Source organism: Sphingobium sp. FG125 (genome assembly GCF_057809795.1).
On record NZ_JBMDKQ010000014.1, the window covers coordinates 77,622 to 95,501 of the forward strand.

General features: G+C 62.4%; 16 protein-coding genes and 1 pseudogene. 9 read left to right on the forward strand and 8 right to left on the reverse strand.

Annotation, left to right across the window (positions count from 1 at the left end; genetic code table 11):
- Position 1: 1 nt before the first annotated feature.
- The gene (locus ACODSR_RS14240) at positions 2-673 is read right to left on the reverse strand and encodes an SDR family NAD(P)-dependent oxidoreductase (RefSeq protein WP_489077329.1); all 672 of its coding nucleotides are present in this window, start codon (positions 671-673) and stop codon (positions 2-4) included.
- A 24-nt stretch (positions 674-697) separates the two neighbouring features.
- Positions 698-2,146 carry an NAD-dependent succinate-semialdehyde dehydrogenase gene (locus ACODSR_RS14245; protein ID WP_489077330.1) on the reverse strand — a complete coding sequence of 483 codons (1,449 nt, stop codon included), beginning with the start codon at positions 2,144-2,146 and terminating at the stop codon, positions 698-700.
- Between the two features lie 220 nt (positions 2,147-2,366).
- Between ACODSR_RS14245 and ACODSR_RS14250 the strand changes: the two genes are divergently transcribed.
- Positions 2,367-3,416, forward strand: coding sequence for a hypothetical protein (locus tag ACODSR_RS14250; protein ID WP_489077331.1), 1,050 nt, complete (start codon positions 2,367-2,369; stop codon positions 3,414-3,416).
- 535 nt (positions 3,417-3,951) lie between these two features.
- Here ACODSR_RS14250 and ACODSR_RS14255 read toward each other — a convergent pair.
- From ACODSR_RS14255 to ACODSR_RS14270, 4 genes are all read right to left on the reverse strand, one after another.
- Complete coding sequence (locus tag ACODSR_RS14255) at positions 3,952-5,262, reverse strand: replication initiator protein A (RefSeq protein WP_489077332.1); 1,311 nt, start codon at positions 5,260-5,262, stop codon at positions 3,952-3,954.
- A gap of 55 nt (positions 5,263-5,317) precedes the next feature.
- Positions 5,318-6,337 (reverse strand): ParB/RepB/Spo0J family partition protein, encoded by a 1,020-nt coding sequence (locus tag ACODSR_RS14260; protein ID WP_489077333.1) that lies wholly within the window; start codon positions 6,335-6,337, stop codon positions 5,318-5,320.
- A complete protein-coding gene (locus ACODSR_RS14265) occupies positions 6,334-7,524 on the reverse strand; it encodes an AAA family ATPase (RefSeq protein ID WP_119746810.1) in 1,191 nt (396 codons plus the stop codon). The genes ACODSR_RS14260 and ACODSR_RS14265 overlap by 4 nt, the downstream gene beginning before the upstream one ends.
- Positions 7,525-7,967: 443 nt before the next feature.
- The gene (locus ACODSR_RS14270; protein WP_489077360.1) at positions 7,968-8,303 is read right to left on the reverse strand and encodes a hypothetical protein; all 336 of its coding nucleotides are present in this window, start codon (positions 8,301-8,303) and stop codon (positions 7,968-7,970) included.
- On the opposite strand from ACODSR_RS14270, the pseudogene ACODSR_RS14275 reads away from it, so the two are divergent.
- A pseudogene (locus ACODSR_RS14275) lies at positions 8,220-9,251 on the forward strand (FAS1-like dehydratase domain-containing protein); the annotation flags it as partial. The gene ACODSR_RS14270 and the pseudogene ACODSR_RS14275 sit on opposite strands and share 84 nt — an antisense overlap.
- On the opposite strand, the gene ACODSR_RS14280 reads toward ACODSR_RS14275, so the two are convergent.
- Both ACODSR_RS14280 and ACODSR_RS14285 read right to left on the reverse strand, forming a co-directional pair.
- Positions 9,248-10,585 carry a sensor histidine kinase gene (locus ACODSR_RS14280; RefSeq protein WP_489077334.1) on the reverse strand — a complete coding sequence of 446 codons (1,338 nt, stop codon included), beginning with the start codon at positions 10,583-10,585 and terminating at the stop codon, positions 9,248-9,250. The pseudogene ACODSR_RS14275 and the gene ACODSR_RS14280 overlap by 4 nt on opposite strands.
- Entirely contained in the window at positions 10,582-11,310 is a 729-nt protein-coding gene (locus tag ACODSR_RS14285) for a response regulator (RefSeq protein WP_489077335.1), read from the reverse strand. The genes ACODSR_RS14280 and ACODSR_RS14285 overlap by 4 nt, the downstream gene beginning before the upstream one ends.
- Before the next feature lie 196 nt (positions 11,311-11,506).
- On the opposite strand from ACODSR_RS14285, the gene ACODSR_RS14290 reads away from it, so the two are divergent.
- From ACODSR_RS14290 to ACODSR_RS14320, 7 genes are read left to right on the forward strand one after another with little or no spacing between them, the layout of a single operon-like run.
- Positions 11,507-11,809, forward strand: coding sequence for a high-potential iron-sulfur protein (locus ACODSR_RS14290; RefSeq protein WP_489077336.1), 303 nt, complete (start codon positions 11,507-11,509; stop codon positions 11,807-11,809).
- Positions 11,810-11,814: 5 nt separating this feature from the next.
- On the forward strand, positions 11,815-12,471 hold the full coding sequence (locus ACODSR_RS14295) for a cytochrome b/b6 domain-containing protein (protein WP_489077337.1): 657 nt from the start codon (positions 11,815-11,817) through the stop codon (positions 12,469-12,471).
- 19 nt (positions 12,472-12,490) lie between these two features.
- Entirely contained in the window at positions 12,491-12,943 is a 453-nt protein-coding gene (locus ACODSR_RS14300; RefSeq protein WP_489077338.1) for a c-type cytochrome, read from the forward strand.
- Complete coding sequence (locus ACODSR_RS14305; RefSeq protein WP_489077339.1) at positions 12,943-13,716, forward strand: hypothetical protein; 774 nt, start codon at positions 12,943-12,945, stop codon at positions 13,714-13,716. Before ACODSR_RS14300 ends, ACODSR_RS14305 begins: the two co-directional genes overlap by 1 nt.
- Positions 13,717-13,730: 14 nt before the next feature.
- On the forward strand, positions 13,731-14,861 hold the full coding sequence (locus ACODSR_RS14310; RefSeq protein ID WP_489077340.1) for a hypothetical protein: 1,131 nt from the start codon (positions 13,731-13,733) through the stop codon (positions 14,859-14,861).
- Positions 14,858-16,543, forward strand: coding sequence for a DUF1592 domain-containing protein (locus ACODSR_RS14315; protein WP_489077341.1), 1,686 nt, complete (start codon positions 14,858-14,860; stop codon positions 16,541-16,543). The genes ACODSR_RS14310 and ACODSR_RS14315 overlap by 4 nt, the downstream gene beginning before the upstream one ends.
- Positions 16,540-17,880, forward strand: a complete 1,341-nt coding sequence (locus ACODSR_RS14320) for a DUF1552 domain-containing protein (protein ID WP_489077342.1) — start codon at positions 16,540-16,542, stop codon at positions 17,878-17,880. Before ACODSR_RS14315 ends, ACODSR_RS14320 begins: the two co-directional genes overlap by 4 nt.

The following is a 17,880-nucleotide window of genomic DNA, read 5'->3' on the forward strand; positions in this document are numbered from 1 at the left end:
GCTACACCCGCGCCGTTACCGGGATCAGCGCGCCGGTGATCGGCATAGCGTCTGCGGACAGCAGGAAGGCCACCACTCCCGCAAGCTGTGCCGGTGACACCCATTTCGTGAAATCGGCGTCGGGCATGTCGGCGCGGTTGGCGGGTGTGTCCAGGATACTCGGCAGGATCGCGTTGACGCGGACGCCTTCCTCCTTCAGTTCCTCGGCCAGCGCCTCGGTCAGGCGCGCAACGCCGGATTTGGATGCGGCATAGGCGCCCATCCCCGCCCCGGCCTTCACCGATGCCGCCGCGCCGATGTTGACGATCGCCCCCTGACTGGCGCGCAGCAGTGGCAAAAGTGCGCGGCTGGCGATCAGGGCGGTGCGAACATTCATGGCGTAGAGCCGGTCCCATGTCGCGATGCTGCCATCCGCCACGGTTTCCCAGACAAAGCCGCCCGCGATATTGACCAGCCCGTCGAGCCGCCCAAGCTCGCTTTCGATCCGCGCTGCCGCTGCCGTCACCGCCGCCTCATCGGTCAGATCCACGCCGCCCAGCGACAGCGCGACACCATCGGGGGCTACATCGCCCAGATCGATACCGACCACGCTCCACCCGGCAGCGCTCAATATCTCGACCGCCTTGCGTCCCAATGCGCCCGCTGCGCCCGTAACCGCCACTATCCCTGCCATCGCTCTGCCCTTCTGTGATCCCGATTAGATGCCCGCCATGCACATATATTTGATCTCGACATAATCCTCGATACCATGGCGCGATCCTTCCCGGCCCATGCCGGATTGCTTGATGCCGCCGAAGGGCGCGACCTCGGTCGAGATCAGCCCGGTGTTGATGCCGACCATGCCGACTTCCAGCGCCTCCCCTACCCGCCAGGCGCGCGCCAGATCGCGCGTGTAGAAATAGCCCGCCAGCCCGACCTCTGTGTCATTGGCCATCGCGACCACCTCTTCCTCCGTATCGAAGGTGAAGAGCGCGGCGAGCGGGCCGAAGGTTTCTTCGCTCGCCAGCGCCATGGCGGGGGTGCAGCCTGCAATGATCGTGGGTTCGTAGAAGCTGTGGCCCAGCGGATGGCGACGACCGCCGCTGACCAGTCGGGCGCCCTTGGCGAGGGCATCGGCGACATGCTCCTCGACCTTCTCGACCGCCTTGTCGTCGATCAGCGGTCCCTGGGTGACGCCCGCTTCGGTGCCAGGGCCAACCTTGAGCTTTGCGACGGCCGCGGCCAGCTTCTGCTCGAACGCCGCGGCGACATCGCGCTGTACGAAGATGCGGTTGACGCATACGCAGGTCTGGCCACTGTTGCGATATTTGGACGCGATCGTGCCTTCGACTGCGGCATCGAGATCGGCGTCGGCAAAGACGATGAAGGGCGCGTTGCCGCCCAGTTCCATCGACAATTTCTTCATCGTCGGCGCGCATTGGGCCATCAATGTGCGGCCAACCTCGGTCGATCCGGTGAAGCTCAATTTGCGTATCAGCGGGTTGGCGGTCAGTTCGCCGCCGATCACTCGTGACGATCCCGTAACGACATTGAACACGCCGGCCGGCACCCCTGCCCGCTCCGCCAGCACGGCCAGCGCAAGCGCAGTCAGCGGGGTTTGGGTCGCAGGTTTCAGCACCATGGTGCAGCCCGCCGCAAGCGCCGGGGCTGCCTTGCGCGTGATCATCGCCGCCGGGAAGTTCCAGGGGGTGATCGCGGCGACGACGCCGACGGGCTGCTTGATGACGACGATGCGGCTGTCGGCACGATGGGACGGGATGATTTCACCATAGACGCGCTTGGCCTCTTCCGCGAACCATTCGACGAAGCTGGCCGCATAGGCGATCTCGCCTTTGGCCTCGGCCAGTGCCTTGCCCTGTTCGCGGGTCAGGATCATGGCCAGGTCATCCTGATGCGCGATCAGCAGGTCGAACCACCGACGCAGGATGCGGGCGCGCTCCGCCGCCGTTTTCGCGCGCCATGCCGGGAGCGCCGCATCCGCCGCGGCGATGGCGGCGTGGGTTTCACTCACGCCCAGATCGGGGATGGAAGCGATGGTCGCGCCAGTCGCCGGGTCGGTCACGAGGATGGTTGGCACCCCGGTCCAGGCGCCATCGATCAGGCATTGGTCGCGGAGCAGCGATGGATCGGCAAGGGTGATGGTCATGGTTTCGGACTTTCCTATCGGACCGGTTCCAGAGGCAGCGGGCGACAATACGGGCACGTTCATGTGGTCAGTGCGGCACCGTGCGTCAACGCAGAGGCTTGCTTTCAGTTGAAGGATCGACCCGGCGATGGATATGTACGAGTCGACTTGCTATAAGCAGATTATCGTTTAATATATGTTCATAGCTATTTGTTATTATTATATTTATTGGACAATAAATATGAATGTGGTTGCTGCCGTCCAGACATCACCAGACCAGTTGAACAGGCTGATCCAGGCCTATGGCCAGGCGCAAGGAGCGCTGGAACGGCTGGAGGAGCGCCGCCGGCTCAGTCCCGTCCGCCATCCCTGGCGAATTCGCACGTCCATCGCCGAACGCCAAGCGCTCGCGCGGATCGACAACAGCCCGATCGATGATCTGGATTTTGCGATCGACGGTCGCGGCACGGTCTCCACATCGCCGTTCGATCTTAGCCATTGGCAGCACGCGATCGGTAGGCCGATCACGCTCAATACACTCCTTAACGACGACATGGGATTGCTGCGCTGGCTCGGCATGCTCCCCTCGGCAAATGCTGGTCCTGCATCGGCTTCGTCGTGGGTGCGCAATCCAAACGACATGCTTCCGGCCATCGCCGCCTGGCGGCGGGATGTCAGCTTTCTCCCCCCCTCCCCTCCCCTGTTGCACAGCGGGCGGATGGCGCGGATTTGGCAACGTCACGCGCCGATTGGGCAAGGAGACCTCACCGCGAGTCTTTTGATCGGCGATCGTTGGGGACCAGGACGATGGGCCGGATCGACCGGTGGCCTGATCGCGCTTGGGCTGGATAGCAGCGGCACGGCGTGGAAGCGCGCAGGCGACGAACAGATGGACTGGATCTGGCTGGACGCGATCAGCGCCGCTGCCCATATGCATCTTGATCTGGAAATGCGACTGCGGGCCTATGCCGCACGAGCGGCACTGCATATCGAGCGCCGTCGGCGACCAGGGCGACTTAAGGATGTCCTGCGCCTGGCAATGGCGCATCCGCGCATTTCCAGCAGCAGCGTAGCCAAGGCGCTGGGCCTCACGTCAGCGGGCGCGATCAAGTTGCTGAGCATTGCCGAAACGGAAGGGTTGTTGATCGAACAATCAGGCCAAGCGAGTTACCGTAGCTACGCTCTGCCTGTCAGCATGACTGGCCTGGCCTCCAATCGACGTCAGCATGACTTCTCCAGCGATTTTTGGTCCGATTATCCGGAAAATTCGGCCTCGCCAGAAGCTCTGTGAGCGCCAATCCAAGGGTTGGACGACGCCATATATGCTACGGCGTCAAACACTCTCAGAACGGCCCTGCGGGCCATATTTGGCCATTTCGCCTTTTGTTCTCGTTATTTGGTCGATGTCACTGCATGTCATGACCAATTGTATCTGGTGAGACGAACGTGATTCCGAAAGCACGTTGAACGGCCAGTTTAAAACCCTCGGTGTCGAAACGCCGGCAAATATCATGTGTCCGCTTGTCCGGGGAACGACCAGGAGCGGAGGGTTGAACCCGCAATTGATCTTGGCACCACGAGCAAATCGTCGATCAACGTGTTTTCAGAATCATCGGCATCGAACGAGGTTCATCAGGGCCAGGGTTCAATGACCAGCATGGCGCCGTGGTCAAACACGCGCTTATGCGTCGTTTTATGGAGCAGGGCGCATGATGACGCGGCGCAGTCAATCAGGGATGAGGGATCGATGACCGCTCTGGCGCGTGATTCTGAAAACACGTCGCTTATCGGGATCAGGACAAGTCTGCATCAACATCATCCGCCGTTCACAGGCGATACTTGTTGCGCCTGTGATGTTCCTTGACGAAGCCGTAGAAGCGCTTGGAATAGTTGCGTGGCAATTCAGACGGATTGGCACCAAGGAACGCATCGAAGCGGCGCAGCAACTCGTCATAATCCCAACCAGGAAAGTCGGCACGAATGGCGCCATAGATTTCAGCGTCGATCATCCGACTGGCAGTTGTCCGGGCAGCCGGGTCGGATCGGCGCGCAGACGACGTTCCGATCACACGTCGCGGCGCGTCATTTGCGCTGATCCGCATTCCCTTAGTCAGGCTGGAAATCATGTCCAGCGCAAGACGCGGATCAACCATATCCCGATCATCCCCATCACCCGACGATGGGGCAGGGGAGGGGAGGGCGGCCTGCCGCCGGCCTCTGGCCCGCTCGGTCAGATGCCGTCGCATCACCATCTTCATCTTGGGCCGCGGGCCGTCGCCGTCAATCACTTCCAGACTGATATCGGGGAGGTCATTGACGCGGGCGAGATCAAGGAGCTTGCGTTTGAAAACGGGATAGAGGCTCTCGCTGCCGCTCTTCTGGTGCAGCGTCTCGAAACCGATCGTGAAGCCTTCCGCGCCATTGCCACCGGCATGTTTGCGCGAGGCGCGGTAGAGCCATTTGCCAAGACCGCTGGTAATCTCGAAATAGAGCGGTGAAATTGATAGCACGTTGCGCTTGTCCATCACCCCGTCAAAAAACCATTTGGATAAAGTGATTTCCATACCCAGCGACCGCTGGGTGCGTTCATCGACCAGATGGGTATAGCTGTCGATCCAGGAGAAAGTTGTCTCGCGGCTCTTGGCACTGGCGCGGATATTGGTCTTGATTGTCGTTGCCTGAAGCCGGTCCAGCGCGTTGACCAGCCGCTCATAGGCGCGGCCGCTCGTCCCCCAGCAGATGCGTTTGAGCAGGTCGCCAGGTTGGAGCCGGATCACAGGCGACAGATCATTGGCCCCGCGTTCGCGCAATTCGTTGAGATGGGAGGCGAGGTAGATCATGATGTCCGCGTCCCAGATCGTCGCCATGCCATAGGCAGGATTGGGTGAGACATGGACGCTCACCGACTTGTCGGGACTGGTATAATCGATGGGCTTTATGCGTTTGCGCTTCGACAGGCTGAAGAAGGGCCGCTGCATCGTCTCCTGATAATCACGCAGCGAAATATCGCTGAAATCAGGTAGGGTGAAGAACATTTCGAACTGGACCTTGCGCTCTTTCAGCGCCGTCTTGAGTTCGCCCTCAATCTCCACCCTATCGGTCCCGTCCTGTGTTCCCTCCAGAGGGAAAATAGCCATAACATTTTGAAATATAACGGTAAAAGACGATCTTTCAGCTTTTCATCCCTTGGCCTCAGCGCCGCCGCGAACGCATGATCTTCGCCTGTTCGATCACCGGACGCAGCGCCTCCAAGATGGCGTCGGTCGACAGATCGGACGGCGTCAGCGTCAGCGTCAAAAGCTTTTGCTGGTCCTTGTCGACCTGCCCGACGGTTGCGCCGTCCGCAGCTGCGATCGTCGCCTTCTGCACACGGCCCTTAACGGTCACCGCCTTGAGCAGGCGTGCCAGCACCTCCGATCCTGCTATGGGCTGTTCGTCGCCTGAGCGGCGAAAACTCTGTTCCGACGCGATCTGATCGGCTGCTGCCTCCAGCTTACCGCGCGCCGTTGGATCGCGCAGCAAGGGCAGGAGCTTTTCGGCATATTTGGCCTGAAGGTCCATCGGCGAGTGAAAGGCGCTGACCAGCAAGGGCGGGATTTCCGTGAGCGCAATATAGCGCGACAGCTGCGACTTGGAGATTTTGAGCCGCTCGGCCATGCGCAACTGTACGCCGCCATAAAAGCGATCGACCGCTGCCTTGTAATTGGCACCGCGTTCGAGATCGGAAATATCCTCCCGTTCGCGATTTTCGATGTCGGCCAGACGGAAGGCCGCTTCATCGTCCAGATCCTCGATGATCGCGATCAGTTCGATGTCGGGATAATGATTGGCGTTGAGCCAGGCGATCGCCCAGTGCCGCCGCGTGCCTGTGACCAGTTCATAGGGCAGTTCGCCCTGCGGCGTGCGGCGCACCACGGCAGGGATGCGATTGCCGCCTTCGGCCAGGATGGAATCGATCAGGCTGCGCAGACGATGTTCATCCAGCAGCGAATAGTCGCGCGCATTGCCCGACCAGATCGAACATTCAGACGGCTTCAACCGGATCGTCGGGCGCTTGACGATCCGCGCCGCCTCGCCAAAGGCTTCGAGCCGCTTGTTGGTGAAATTGGGTCGCGGGGTCGCGGGGTTGGTATCGCTTGCGACGACGGGCGCGGGGGCAGGATCGTTGAGCGAGGCGGCTAGCGCTTCGCTAATCAGGGACCGGCGGCTCATGCCGCGACCCCCACGCTGGCGTCAGCGGTCAGGCTGGTCGATGGCCATTGCTGGCGGATCTGCTGCTCGACCTCGGCAAAGACCGCATCGAGATTGTCGCGGCAGCGCGTATAGGTCTGGTGCGAGGCGGACGGTTTGGATTCATAGATGGAGCGGAACGCCTGGGTCGCGTTCTTGATTTCCTCCGACGCCAGGATCGGTTGCCCCAGCAGCAGCCCGGCATAGGTTGCCTGCATAATCCGCCACATATCATTCTCACCCGGCTTGCTGGGCGAGAAGGCGGAACAGACCACGCGAATGAAGCCGTAATCCACCGGCGTGCCATTTTCTTCGAGTATCTCGATATTGTCGGCAATCGTGTCCATGAAATGGATGGTCGAGAGATAATCGAGCTGGCGCGCAGGCACCGGGATCAGCAGTCCGGTTGCCGCGGCCATGACGTTGAGACCCAGAAAGCCCATGGCTGGCGGCGGGTCGAGCAGGATGACGTCGAAATCCTTGGTCACGCTGGCAATGCCGATACGCAGCGCCTGCAAGCCTTCACGCACGGCCTGTCCGCCTTCGCGTAGGGTTGCGGTCAAATCCCATTCCGCGTCTTGCAGGCCCAGGCTCGATGGTACGATCTTGATCGTGGGCCAAGGCGTGTCGCGGATCGTTTGCGAAAAATCGCTGAAGGTGCTGCGGGGCGAGAGGAACGCGCCCAGCGTCTGTTCGTCATCGATCAGCGTTTCGGGCTGAATATCGAACATGGTGGTGGTGGAGGCCTGAGGGTCGCAATCAATCACCAGCACGCTGTACCCATGGAGGGCGAGATAGTCGGCCAGATGCTTGGTGATCGTGCTTTTGCCGACCCCGCCCTTGAAATTCTGCACCGCCAGCACGACCGCATCCTCGTCTGGCTGCTTGCCCACCTGTATGCCCAGCGCGGTGCGAATCTGGGTAAGATCCTCCAGCGTGTAATAGCGGCGGCCATTGGGGAGCTGTTTGGGCTGGGGCAGGCGACCTTTGGCTTCCGCCTTGGCCAGCGCTTCGGGGGTGCGACCGATCAGCTCGGCGGCGACAGTCGGGCCAAAAGTGATGTCCAGCGTCTTGTGATTGTCCGGCCGGAACACGATCGTCTTGATATGATCGCGCATTTGCTGGCAGGCTGTGGTGACGTTACGCAGTGTGTTGACTGTAAACGACATGGGGCCTCGCATCGCCGAATCATGGGCAGTAAATTGGTTGGCGTTTAATGCGCCTATTTTACCCTGAAAGTCAAACCTAGGAGGAGAGTCGTCGATAATACCGACTTGTTGCATTGCGATATTGCCAAACCATAACCTCAATGTTGGCCCGCAGCGGATGGGTTCCGAGCCTCTTGATAGCCCATGAACCTCAATCCTGATGCTGTGGTTGCGATGGATGGCTAACCTTGCCCTTCTGTTTTGCCGCGCCTAACCATTGACTTAGAGATTTATTCTGGGATTAGCAGGGTTAGGGCTTGGTCTGCGGTTCTTTTCTCCGCCCATTTCCATGAGTCGGGCAGGGGCAGGCAAAACCGATCCCACGTTCGATTCAACCCGAAAACACGCTGGAACGATTCTGATACCACGTCGGATGCGACGTGATAACACGCTGTGTTTCGGGCCTAATCATGCTCCATTGCGGGAATATGGGCGGGCCGATGATTGACCAGCGGGCGTTGATAGGACGGATCGCTTCTGTCGCGGGTCGACACGCCATTGGCGTCGATGCCGGGCCAGTCGGCAAAAGGCAGGGGGAGGGTAGGGACCAGCCCCGACCATTCTATGACATTGGTACGCAGCGCGATCTTCCAAGCGCCATCGCGCCGTTCCATCCGGTCGAGATAGCGCCCGCCAGCAATCCAGTTGCTGGCGTCTATGATGCAGGCTATGCTGCGCAAAGCCGCTGGGGCGGACTGGTCGCGCCGCAAAGTTTCGCCGTCACCATGGATTGCGCCCATGGTTCGGCGCCCGCCTGCGTCGGCAGCATCCCCAATAGCCATTTGCTGTTCGGTGGCGACGAATGGTGGTTCTACGGTCCGCGCATGAAGGGGGGAGACCGTATCTGGAATGAGCGCATCCCGTTCGACTATACGGTCAAGGATACCAAATTCGCCGGGCCGACCTGTTTCCAGCGCGGCGACAATTTCTACTATAATCATGACGGCGACCTGATCGCCAAGCAGCGCTCCACCACGATCCGCTACAATCAGGCGGCGGGCAAGGATAACGCGCCCACCGATGGCTTTGACGATCCGGTCTGGACCGACTATGATCTGGGAACGCTGGAAGCGCGCAAGATGGAATGGATCCAGATGCTGCACGATCTGGGCCATGACCGGCGCTGGTGGGATGATGTCGTTGTTGGCGCGGCCTTGCCGCAGCGGGTGATCGGTCCCCATTCGATCGTGTCCTTCACCACCGAATGGCGCGCCTATATGTTCACCCAATGGGGTGGCACCCATCGCCGCACCGACCTCGACATGGAAGCGCTGGGCTTCGTCAAGGAAATGGCGGGGCATGAAAATGACCCGGTTATGGAGGCGATCAATCCTGAATTCACTGACGGTGCCTATATCGGCCCGTCACGCGGGCATCTGTTCCCGCGCTGGGCGCGCTTCATCGGGATGCCGCGCGGCTATGGCTATGGCGCGTCGATGGGGGCGTGGATCACGGACTATTTTGCGGGCTGGGCGGGCGAATGGGGCATGGTCCGCCATTCCGCCTGCAATTATCGCGGCCCGGCGCTGACAGGCGACATCACGGTGACGACCGGGACTATCCTCGACAAGTTTGTCGATGAGGAAGGCCGCCACATGGTACAGGTGGAATGCCGGTTGATGAACCAGACCGGGGTGACGCTGGCAACGGCCAAGGGCGCAGTGGAGTTGCCGAAAAAGCCCGCTTAACCCGGTAGCGGCAAATAGACGCTGGCGCGCAGGCCGCCGTTGGCCTGGCTTGCCAGTATGACATGGCCACCATGCGCCTGCGCTGCCGACTGGACGATCGAGAGGCCGAGGCCCACCCCGCCGGTGCGCCGGTTGCGGGAGGGTTCGCCGCGGAAAAACGGTTCGAATGCGCGGGCCAGATGGTCCTGGCTCATGCCGGGGCCATTATCGGCCACCTCGACCACTGCCATCATGCCTTGCGTTCGCACCGTGACGTGGGCGGCGTCGCCATATTTGACGGCATTGTCGATCAGGTTGGTGAACAGCCGCCGCAGCAGGATCATGTCGCCCTGGATGGTGATGGGCGCGACTTCGGCGATGGTGACCGGCTTGCCCATATCGGCAAAATCATCGACCAGCCCCTCGACCAGCAGGCCAAGGTCGAGCGACTCCATCACGCGGGGGCGGCTTTCATTGTCGACAAAGTCCAGCGTGGTACTGATCAGCTGTTCCATCTGACGAATTTCCTCCTGCGCGGCGGTGCGGATCGGGTCTGGCGCTGCGGCAAGGTGGAAGTGAAGGCGGGACAGGGGTGTCCGCAAGTCATGGGCGATCGCGCCGACCACCGATGTCCGCTCCTGCACGAACCGCGCGATGCGCGCCTGCATATCGTTGATCGATCGGGCGGCCATGCGGATTTCGGTCGGTCCCTCCACCGGGACCGGCGCTGCCTCATTGCCGGCCCCCAGCCGCTCGGCCGCCGCGGCGAAGCTGCGGATCGGTCGGGTCAGCCGCGCGCTGAACCACATGCTGAGTGGGATGATGAAGAGCAGCCCGAACAACAGCGTATCCTGCCCGGTCAGGTTCCAGATCGTGCCGGGCGCGCGCGCTTCCCGCGTCACGACGCGCCATTGGCCCGATGGCTGCCGGGCCGCAGCGGTGAAGGTGCCGACGATGAACGGATCGACCTGTCCATCGCGTCCGTAAAGTGCGATTTCGCGGCTGAACTGGTCATATCGTTTCTGATCGCCATGGTTTAGATATAGCCGGACATTGGCGGGCGGGAGCCGCAGCCTATCCGCTAACATCCTGGCGAGCAGTCTTTCGCCGGGGTCGGTCATCGCGCGGGGAGCGCTTGCCTGCGTGCGAATGTGCAGCACGGGCGCGTCGCGCAAAATCGGCTGGTCGCGCATCAGGCGGGAAATTTCATAAATAGATACGGGCGTTTTTTCGGATGGGTGGATCAGGAACAGAATCGACAGGCTGAACAGCGTCAACGTGGCGATGACGCCAAATGCCATTGCCAGCATATGGGCGTGGATCGAGTTGGCCCATTGGCGCAGACGCATCATCATGCGCGTGTGACCATCGGCAGGAAAATATAGCCTTCACTGCGTATCGTGCGGATGATTTCGCCATGGGCGCGGGTGCCCAGTTTTCGCCGCAACCGGCTGACCTGCGTGTCGATCGCGCGGTCGAAGGCATCACTATCTTCGCCGCGTGCCAGTTCCAGCAGCTGGTCGCGGTTCAATATTTGCTGCGGCTTTTCGATGAAGGTCAGCAGCAGGCCAAATTCCCCCTCCGACAGGCCGATGATGATCCCGCCCGGATCGCGCAAGACCCGGCGCACCGGGTCCAGCCGCCAGCCGTCAAACTGGTAATGGGCGGTCGCGTCGGCGGTCCCGCCCGCAACCGGCCGCCGACGCCGTTCCAGCGCGCGGATGCGGGCAAGCAGTTCGCGCGGCGACACGGGCTTGGGCAGATAATCGTCGGCGCCGCCCTCAAGGCCTATGATCCGATCCGTTTCCGTCCCCAGCGCCGACACCATGATGATGCCAATGTCGGCTGTGACGGACAGGGTGCGGGCCAGCGACAGCCCGTCCTCTCCCGGCATCATCACGTCGAGGATGATGATATCAGCGGCCTGTCGCGCCAGCGCCGTGCGCATGGAGCGCCCATCCTCCGCCTCATCCACATCATAGCCCTGCGCCATCAGGAAATCGCGGATCAGCGTGCGTAGCGCCGGATCATCATCGACGATCAGCAGCCGTGGGCGGGCGGGGGCTTCGGCGTCCGACATGGCGGCTTTCCTCTCTTGGCTCCTCTTGTCGGTCTTTTCCGGTGGCGATTCAATTGTGGCGTGACAGCCATCGCAGGGACAGTGACGCCCGCCTTTTCGCTCCTCTGTGTCAACGCAGACAAATTAGTTGGAACCCCATCTGCTAAAGCCTTGCGGATAGAGGCCGCTCGACCGGCCCGATGCAGGAGACAGGGTTATGCCGGATAGCGATGGGATGCTGACACGCCGGACCATGTTGGGGCTGGTCGCAATTGCGCCGTTGGCGATCGCCGCTCAGGCCCATGCGGCGTCCTGTGCCGATCCTGCCACTCTCTCTGCTGCGCAGAAGAGTATGCGCAAGTCGCTCGGCTTCAAATCCCCCGCGCCTGATCCCGCCAAACATTGCGCGACCTGCGCCTTCTTCACCGGCAAGGGTGCTGATTGCGGGCCATGTGCATTGCTGAGCGGCGGCATTGTCCCTGCCAATGGCGTATGTGACAGCTGGGCGAAGAAGGGCTGATCGCGATGACGCACGCGACCCGCCAGTTCGTCTGGGACTTGCCCGTCCGCCTGTTCCATTGGGCGCTGGTCGTGCTGATCGGCTTTTCCTGGTGGAGCGCGGAAAACTACCTCATGGACTGGCATCGGCTGTCGGGTCAGGCGGTGCTATTCCTCATCGCCTTCCGCCTGATGTGGGGCCTAGTCGGCTCCGACACGGCGCGTTTTGCCTATTTCCTGAAAGGCCCGCGGGCCATCCGCGCTTATCTGGCCGATAGACAGGCACCCGCCAGTGTCGGCCATAATCCGCTGGGCGGCTGGAGCGTGGTCGCGATGCTGGCGATATTGGGTACGCAGGTGGTGAGCGGTCTGTTTGCGGTCGATATAGACGGCATTGAGTCCGGGCCGCTTTCCAACCTTGTCGACTTCGATCAGGGGCGGTTGGCCTCCGCCATCCACGGGATCTGCTTCACCCTGCTGCAAGCGCTGATCGTGCTGCATGTGCTGGCGGTCCTGTTCTACCTCGTGGTGCGAAGGCGAAACCTGATCGGACCGATGGTGACAGGCAGCACCGCCGCCAAGGCCCCAATCACGATGCGCCGGGCCGGACCATTGGCATTGCTCGTCGCGCTGTCGCTGTCGGCGGCACTCGCCTGGTTGCTGTTTGCTGACTCGGCGCTTTGAACCCAAGAAAGGATAGACCATGCGGATATTGCTGATCGCAGCCGGATTTGCGGCCCTGCTCACATCGCCGCTGATCGCCGCGCCCGGCGATATCGTCGCCACCCGGATCGCGGGCTTCCGCGAAGTCGGCGCGGCGTTCAAGAATATCAATGACGAACTGAAATCGGGCAGTCCGCAGCTTTATGTGGTGCAGATTTCCGCGCGCCAGATTCGCGATTATGCGCGTCAGCATGTCGGCTGGTTCCCGGCGGGCAGCGGCCCGCGCCCCGGCGTCAAGACAGCGGCCAAGGCTGAAATCTGGAGTCAGGCACCCGCCTTCAAAAAGGCGCAGGACGGCTTCGTGGCACAGGCCAATGCGTTTGCCGGGGTCGCAGGCAGCGGCGACGTGGCGAAAATGCGGGTTGCGGCCAAGGCGCTGGGCGGCAGTTGCGCGACCTGCCACCGCGGCTTCCGGGTCGAGGATAAGCGCTGATGCGCCGCGCGCTCATCCTGCTGGCTTTCTCCCCCGCACCGCTCTGGGCGCAGGCGGCTGACCTCGACATTCCGGTCGCAGCAGCCGATCATTTTCCGCGCGGCATTTCGGTCAAGGCGCGCGTCTATACCGACCGGCGCGGCTTGACCCTCTATGGCATGGATATGCGCGCGGCTACGGCACGCACCGGACAGCCCGCCCTTTATTGCAGCGGCGATTGCCTGATCCAATGGGAGCCATTGTTGGCCCCACGCGGCGCGCCGATCTCCCCTGTCCCGCGCGCCTTTGGTGGCCCGCGTCAGGAAGTGGCGGCGACAAAACCAGCGTCGGACAACCCCGACTGGACGGTGATGGAAGGACCTGCCGGGCCGCAATGGGTCTATAAGAAGGTCCATCTGGTGTTCACGCGAAAAGATGCCCGCCCCGGATCGACCGAGCATGACGGCGCGGACGGCTATTTGTGGAATAGCCTCAAATATCTGCCGCCGCCGCCCAAACTGGTCGCGCCGCCTGATGTCACCGCGCGGTTGGCCGATGGCGCTTATGTGCTGGCCGATTCGCAGGGTAACTGGCTGTTCAGTCCGAAATCCGCAGACTGCGCCGACCCCTGCGGCTGGCGTCCGCTGTCCACCGGCATGGCGCGGCGGAGCGTGGGGCAATGGAGCGTCCGCCAGACCGCCGAATCCGCGCAATGGGTCTATCGCGGCAAGCCCGTTTATCGTGCCGACCAGCGCCAGCCCGTGCCCGCCGACGGTGTGGCATTGACCCCGTGATGAAGGAGAGCGTCATGATCGTTTACAGGATCGCAGCCCTATGCGCGGCAAGCTTCTTCGCCCCGATCGCGCAGGCGCAGACCTTGCCCGCGCCGCCCGCCAATGGCGAGCTAGGCTTTGTTTTCACCCATTTTGCGCCCGCCATCCATCAGGGCGCCCAGGACTGCCCGGACGGCCTCGCCGCCACGCTGCGTGAGAATTATCTCCAGACCCAGGCACCCGCAGAACGGCTGCGCCTGCTGGAAAAGTCGAACGAAGCGGAGTTGACCCAGCGATGGACCGGATACGCCTTCGGGCCGCAGGGGACCAATATCTGCACCCACCCGGCGTTGTTCGATCGCCCGCCCCAGCGCATTGTGCAGGGAAAGGTCGCGCAGGGGCTGGATCTGGATGACGGCGCGGACGCGGAAGGTTGCGGCCATGAACCCTTCACCAGCCCCACGGGCCAGACCGGGGTGGACAACCAGACATGGCGCGCCATGGGCTGTGTGCGGACGTGGCGCGGGGTCGATGGCACCGGCGGCGACATTGTGCGCGGGCTGACCCAGTTTCTGGTCAGTGGTGAACATACTCAGGTGCTTCTGCTGACCGGCGTGGACAGTTTGCAGGACGATCCCGACGTGACCATCATCTACGCCAATAGCGAGGATCGCGCTGTCGTCGATTCCAAACAGAATTTCATGCCTGACGCCAGCTACACTGTCGTTGCCAATGCGCAGCATCGCAATGTGCTGAAAGGCCGCATCGTCGGCGGCGTGTTGATGACCGATCCGGCCCATATCCGCCTGCGCCAGACCTGGGGGCAGGGGTCCGAACGCGACATTCGCGGCAAGCGCACCGAATATGACATGACCAAGGCGCGGCTGCGCCTGGCCTTCCAGCCGGACGGGTCGCTGAAAGGACTGGTCGGTGGTTACCAGCCAATCTGGGATATCATGGCCAGCGCCTCGATTGGCGGGGAAGGGGCGGCCACGACGGCGGGCTATGACTGCGCTGCCATGTATGCGGCGCTCAAGAAGCTGGCCGATGGCGAGCGCGATCCGGCGACCGGCCAGTGCCGTCGCATTTCCAGCGCGATGGAGGCGGTGGCCATTTCCGCCTTCGTCAACGATACCCCGCCCGCGACCAAGGTGGCGCAACAATGATTCGCGCGCTCCCCCTTATTGTCGCGCTGGGTCTGACCGCCTGCTCGGCAGAGAAGGCTCCGCATAGTGCATCGGCGGAGCCTTCCTTCGCCCCTCTCAAGGAGCCGCAGGGTCAAATCGTGGCGATGCGCCGCCTGACCGAAGCGCAATATCGCAACAGCATCGCCGACATATTCGGCCCTGACATTCGCGTCGCGGGCCGGTTCGAGCCGATCGTCCGCCCGGTGCATGAGCTGATCGCCACCGGCGCGGCATCCTCCACCATCTCGCCAGCGGGCCTTGAGCAATTCGACGCCATGGCCCGCGCGATCGCCGCGCAAATATTCGATGCCGACCGCCGCGCCCAGTTCATGGCCTGCACCCCGCGCGACGCGGCGGCTCCCGATCACGATTGCGCCGCGCGCGTGCTGGTGCCGGTGGGCCGCTATCTCTTCCGCCGCCCCATGACGCAGGAGGAGGTCGCGGCCTATGTCATGATGGCAGGCAAGGCGGCGCAATCGAGTGGTTCTTTCCATAAAGGGCTGGAACTGGCTCTGGCCGCCATGCTGGTGTCGCCGCATTTCCTCTATGTCGTGGAAAGCGCGGAACCCGACCCCGAAAGCCCCGGTGGCCTGCGGCTCGACAATCTGGCGCGGGCGTCTCGCCTGAGCTTCCTGCTGTGGAACACGACGCCCAATGAAGCGCTGCTGAAGGCGGCGGAGCAGGGCCAGCTGACCGACCCGGCGCAATTGGCGGCCATCGCCGGGCGGATGGTCCGATCCCCCCGGTTGGAGGATGGCGTGCGCGCCTTCTTCGCCGACATGCTGTTGTTCGAGAAGTTCGACGAAATGGCCAAGGACCAGATCGTCTATCCCCGTTTCAACCCCGATGTCGCGTCGGCTTTGTCCGAACAGATGCTGCGGATGATCGTCGATCAGCTGGTGACGCAGAAGGGCGATTATCGCGACCTGTTCACCACCCGCCGCACCTTCATCAACCGCGCGCTGGGGCCGCTCTATCAGGCCAAGGTCACATCGACGCAGGGCTGGGTGCCGTATGAGTTCGCGCCGGGTGATGACCGCGCGGGTCTGTTGGGGCAGGCGGGGTTCCTTGCGCTCTACGCCCATTCGGGGCGCAGCTCGCCGACCCTGCGTGGCCGGGCGATCCGTGAATTGCTGCTGTGCCAACCCGTCCCCAACCCGCCCGGCAACGTCAATTTCACCGCGGTGCAGGACGTGACCAGCACCGCCATGCCGACCGCCAAGATGCGCCTGACCGCCCATAACAGCGACCCGGTCTGCGCCGCCTGTCACAGGATCACCGATCCGCTGGGCCTGCCGCTCGAAAAATTCGATGGCATCGGTGCCTTCCGTCGCCAAGAAAATGGTGCGCCGATCGACACGGCGGGCCTGTTCGAGGGGGTCGCGTTCCAGGGCAATATCGGCCTGGGCAAGGCACTCGCCGCGAGCAAGTCCACCACCGAATGTGTCGCAGGCCGCGCCTTCCAATATGCCACCGGTCGCGTGCCGGAGGATGACGGCGCGCTGGCGGGCGGGATCGAGCAGGATTTTGCCAGGGATGGCTATCGCATCGCGTCGCTGTTCCTGCGCGTCGCCACCATGCCGCAGGCCTATCGCATCGCCGCTACGCCGCTCGCTGCACCCGAAATCGCTATGACCACAAGCAAGGGAGTCCATCCATGAGCTTCACCCTGAACCGCCGCACCGCGTTGCGCGGCATGGTCAATGGCATGGCGGTCGCGGTCGGCCTGCCGCTGCTTGACGCATTTCTGGACGGCAATGGCGCGGCGATGGCCGCGACCGGCGCGCCGGTGCCGGTGCGTTTTGGCACCTGGTTCTGGGGTCTGGGGGTCAATCCGCCCCGCTGGTATCCCAACAAGATCGGCGCGGACTATGATCTGAAGGAAGAACTGGCCGCGATTGCGCCGCTCAAGCACAAGGTCAACATTCTTGGCGATTTCAGCCTGCCGCTGGATGGCAGGCCCAACCTGCCGCATATCAGCGGCGGCATTGGCATCCGCACCGGCATGGCGATCGCGTCCGACCGCGGACTGCCCGCGCCCTCCTTCGACGTGGCGATTGGCGACGTCATCGGCACCCGCACCCGCTTCCGTTCGCTCGAACTGTCGGCGACGGGCGACCCGCGCAATTCGCTGTCGGGGCGCGGCAATGGCAATCTCAACCCGGCGGAAGTCTCCCCCGCCGCGCTCTATACCCGTATCTTTGGCCAGGATTTCCGCGATCCCAATAGCGCGACCTTCACACCCGATCCAGCGCTGCTGGCCCGACGCAGCGTGTTGTCGGGCGTCGCGGACCAGCGGCAGGCGCTCAACGCGCGGCTGGGCGCGGCGGATCGGCAGAAACTCGACCAATATTTCACGTCCGTGCGCCAGCTGGAAAAGCAGCTCGACGTGCAGCTGACCAAGCCCGAACCGATGCAAAGCTGTGTTGTGCCGCAATCCGTCGCCGACCGACCGGTCAATGCGGAAATCGAAAATGTCATGGCCAATCATCAGGTGATGACCGACCTGCTGGTCATGGCGCTGGCGTGCGACAATGTCCGGGTGTTCAACATGAATTTCAACAATGGCGCGTCGTCGCTGACCCGCATTGGCAGCACCATAACCCACCATCAGCTGACCCATGAGGAGGTGATGGACAATCGCCTTGGCTATCAGCCGGAGGTCACCTTCTACGTCAATAAATGCATGGAAGCCTGGACCTATTTCATCAAGGCGCTGGACGCGGTGCAGGAAGGGGACCGGACCCTGCTCGATAACACATTGGTCTTTGCCCATAGCGAAACCGAATTCGCCAAATTCCACACCATCGACAATATCCCGATGATGACCGCCGGGTCGGCAGGCGGGCGGGTGAAAACCGGGCTGCACATCACCGGCGAAGGCACACCGGTCAGCCGCGTCGGCCTGACGTTGCAGCAGTTGATGGGCGTGCCGGTCGACACTTGGGGCACGGACAGCATGGAAACCAACAAGCCGGTATCAGCCCTGATGGCGTGA

Coding starts and splice junctions, on each gene's coding strand:
- ACODSR_RS14240 (WP_489077329.1), bottom strand. CDS start 673: ATGGCAGGGATAGTGGCGGTTACGGGCGCAGCGGGCGCATTGGGACGC.
- ACODSR_RS14245 (WP_489077330.1), bottom strand. CDS start 2,146: ATGACCATCACCCTTGCCGATCCATCGCTGCTCCGCGACCAATGCCTG.
- ACODSR_RS14250 (WP_489077331.1), top strand. CDS start 2,367: ATGAATGTGGTTGCTGCCGTCCAGACATCACCAGACCAGTTGAACAGG.
- ACODSR_RS14255 (WP_489077332.1), bottom strand. CDS start 5,262: ATGGCTATTTTCCCTCTGGAGGGAACACAGGACGGGACCGATAGGGTG.
- ACODSR_RS14260 (WP_489077333.1), bottom strand. CDS start 6,337: ATGAGCCGCCGGTCCCTGATTAGCGAAGCGCTAGCCGCCTCGCTCAAC.
- ACODSR_RS14265 (WP_119746810.1), bottom strand. CDS start 7,524: ATGTCGTTTACAGTCAACACACTGCGTAACGTCACCACAGCCTGCCAG.
- ACODSR_RS14270 (WP_489077360.1), bottom strand. CDS start 8,303: ATGGGCGCAATCCATGGTGACGGCGAAACTTTGCGGCGCGACCAGTCC.
- ACODSR_RS14280 (WP_489077334.1), bottom strand. CDS start 10,585: ATGATGATGCGTCTGCGCCAATGGGCCAACTCGATCCACGCCCATATG.
- ACODSR_RS14285 (WP_489077335.1), bottom strand. CDS start 11,310: ATGTCGGACGCCGAAGCCCCCGCCCGCCCACGGCTGCTGATCGTCGAT.
- ACODSR_RS14290 (WP_489077336.1), top strand. CDS start 11,507: ATGCCGGATAGCGATGGGATGCTGACACGCCGGACCATGTTGGGGCTG.
- ACODSR_RS14295 (WP_489077337.1), top strand. CDS start 11,815: ATGACGCACGCGACCCGCCAGTTCGTCTGGGACTTGCCCGTCCGCCTG.
- ACODSR_RS14300 (WP_489077338.1), top strand. CDS start 12,491: ATGCGGATATTGCTGATCGCAGCCGGATTTGCGGCCCTGCTCACATCG.
- ACODSR_RS14305 (WP_489077339.1), top strand. CDS start 12,943: ATGCGCCGCGCGCTCATCCTGCTGGCTTTCTCCCCCGCACCGCTCTGG.
- ACODSR_RS14310 (WP_489077340.1), top strand. CDS start 13,731: ATGATCGTTTACAGGATCGCAGCCCTATGCGCGGCAAGCTTCTTCGCC.
- ACODSR_RS14315 (WP_489077341.1), top strand. CDS start 14,858: ATGATTCGCGCGCTCCCCCTTATTGTCGCGCTGGGTCTGACCGCCTGC.
- ACODSR_RS14320 (WP_489077342.1), top strand. CDS start 16,540: ATGAGCTTCACCCTGAACCGCCGCACCGCGTTGCGCGGCATGGTCAAT.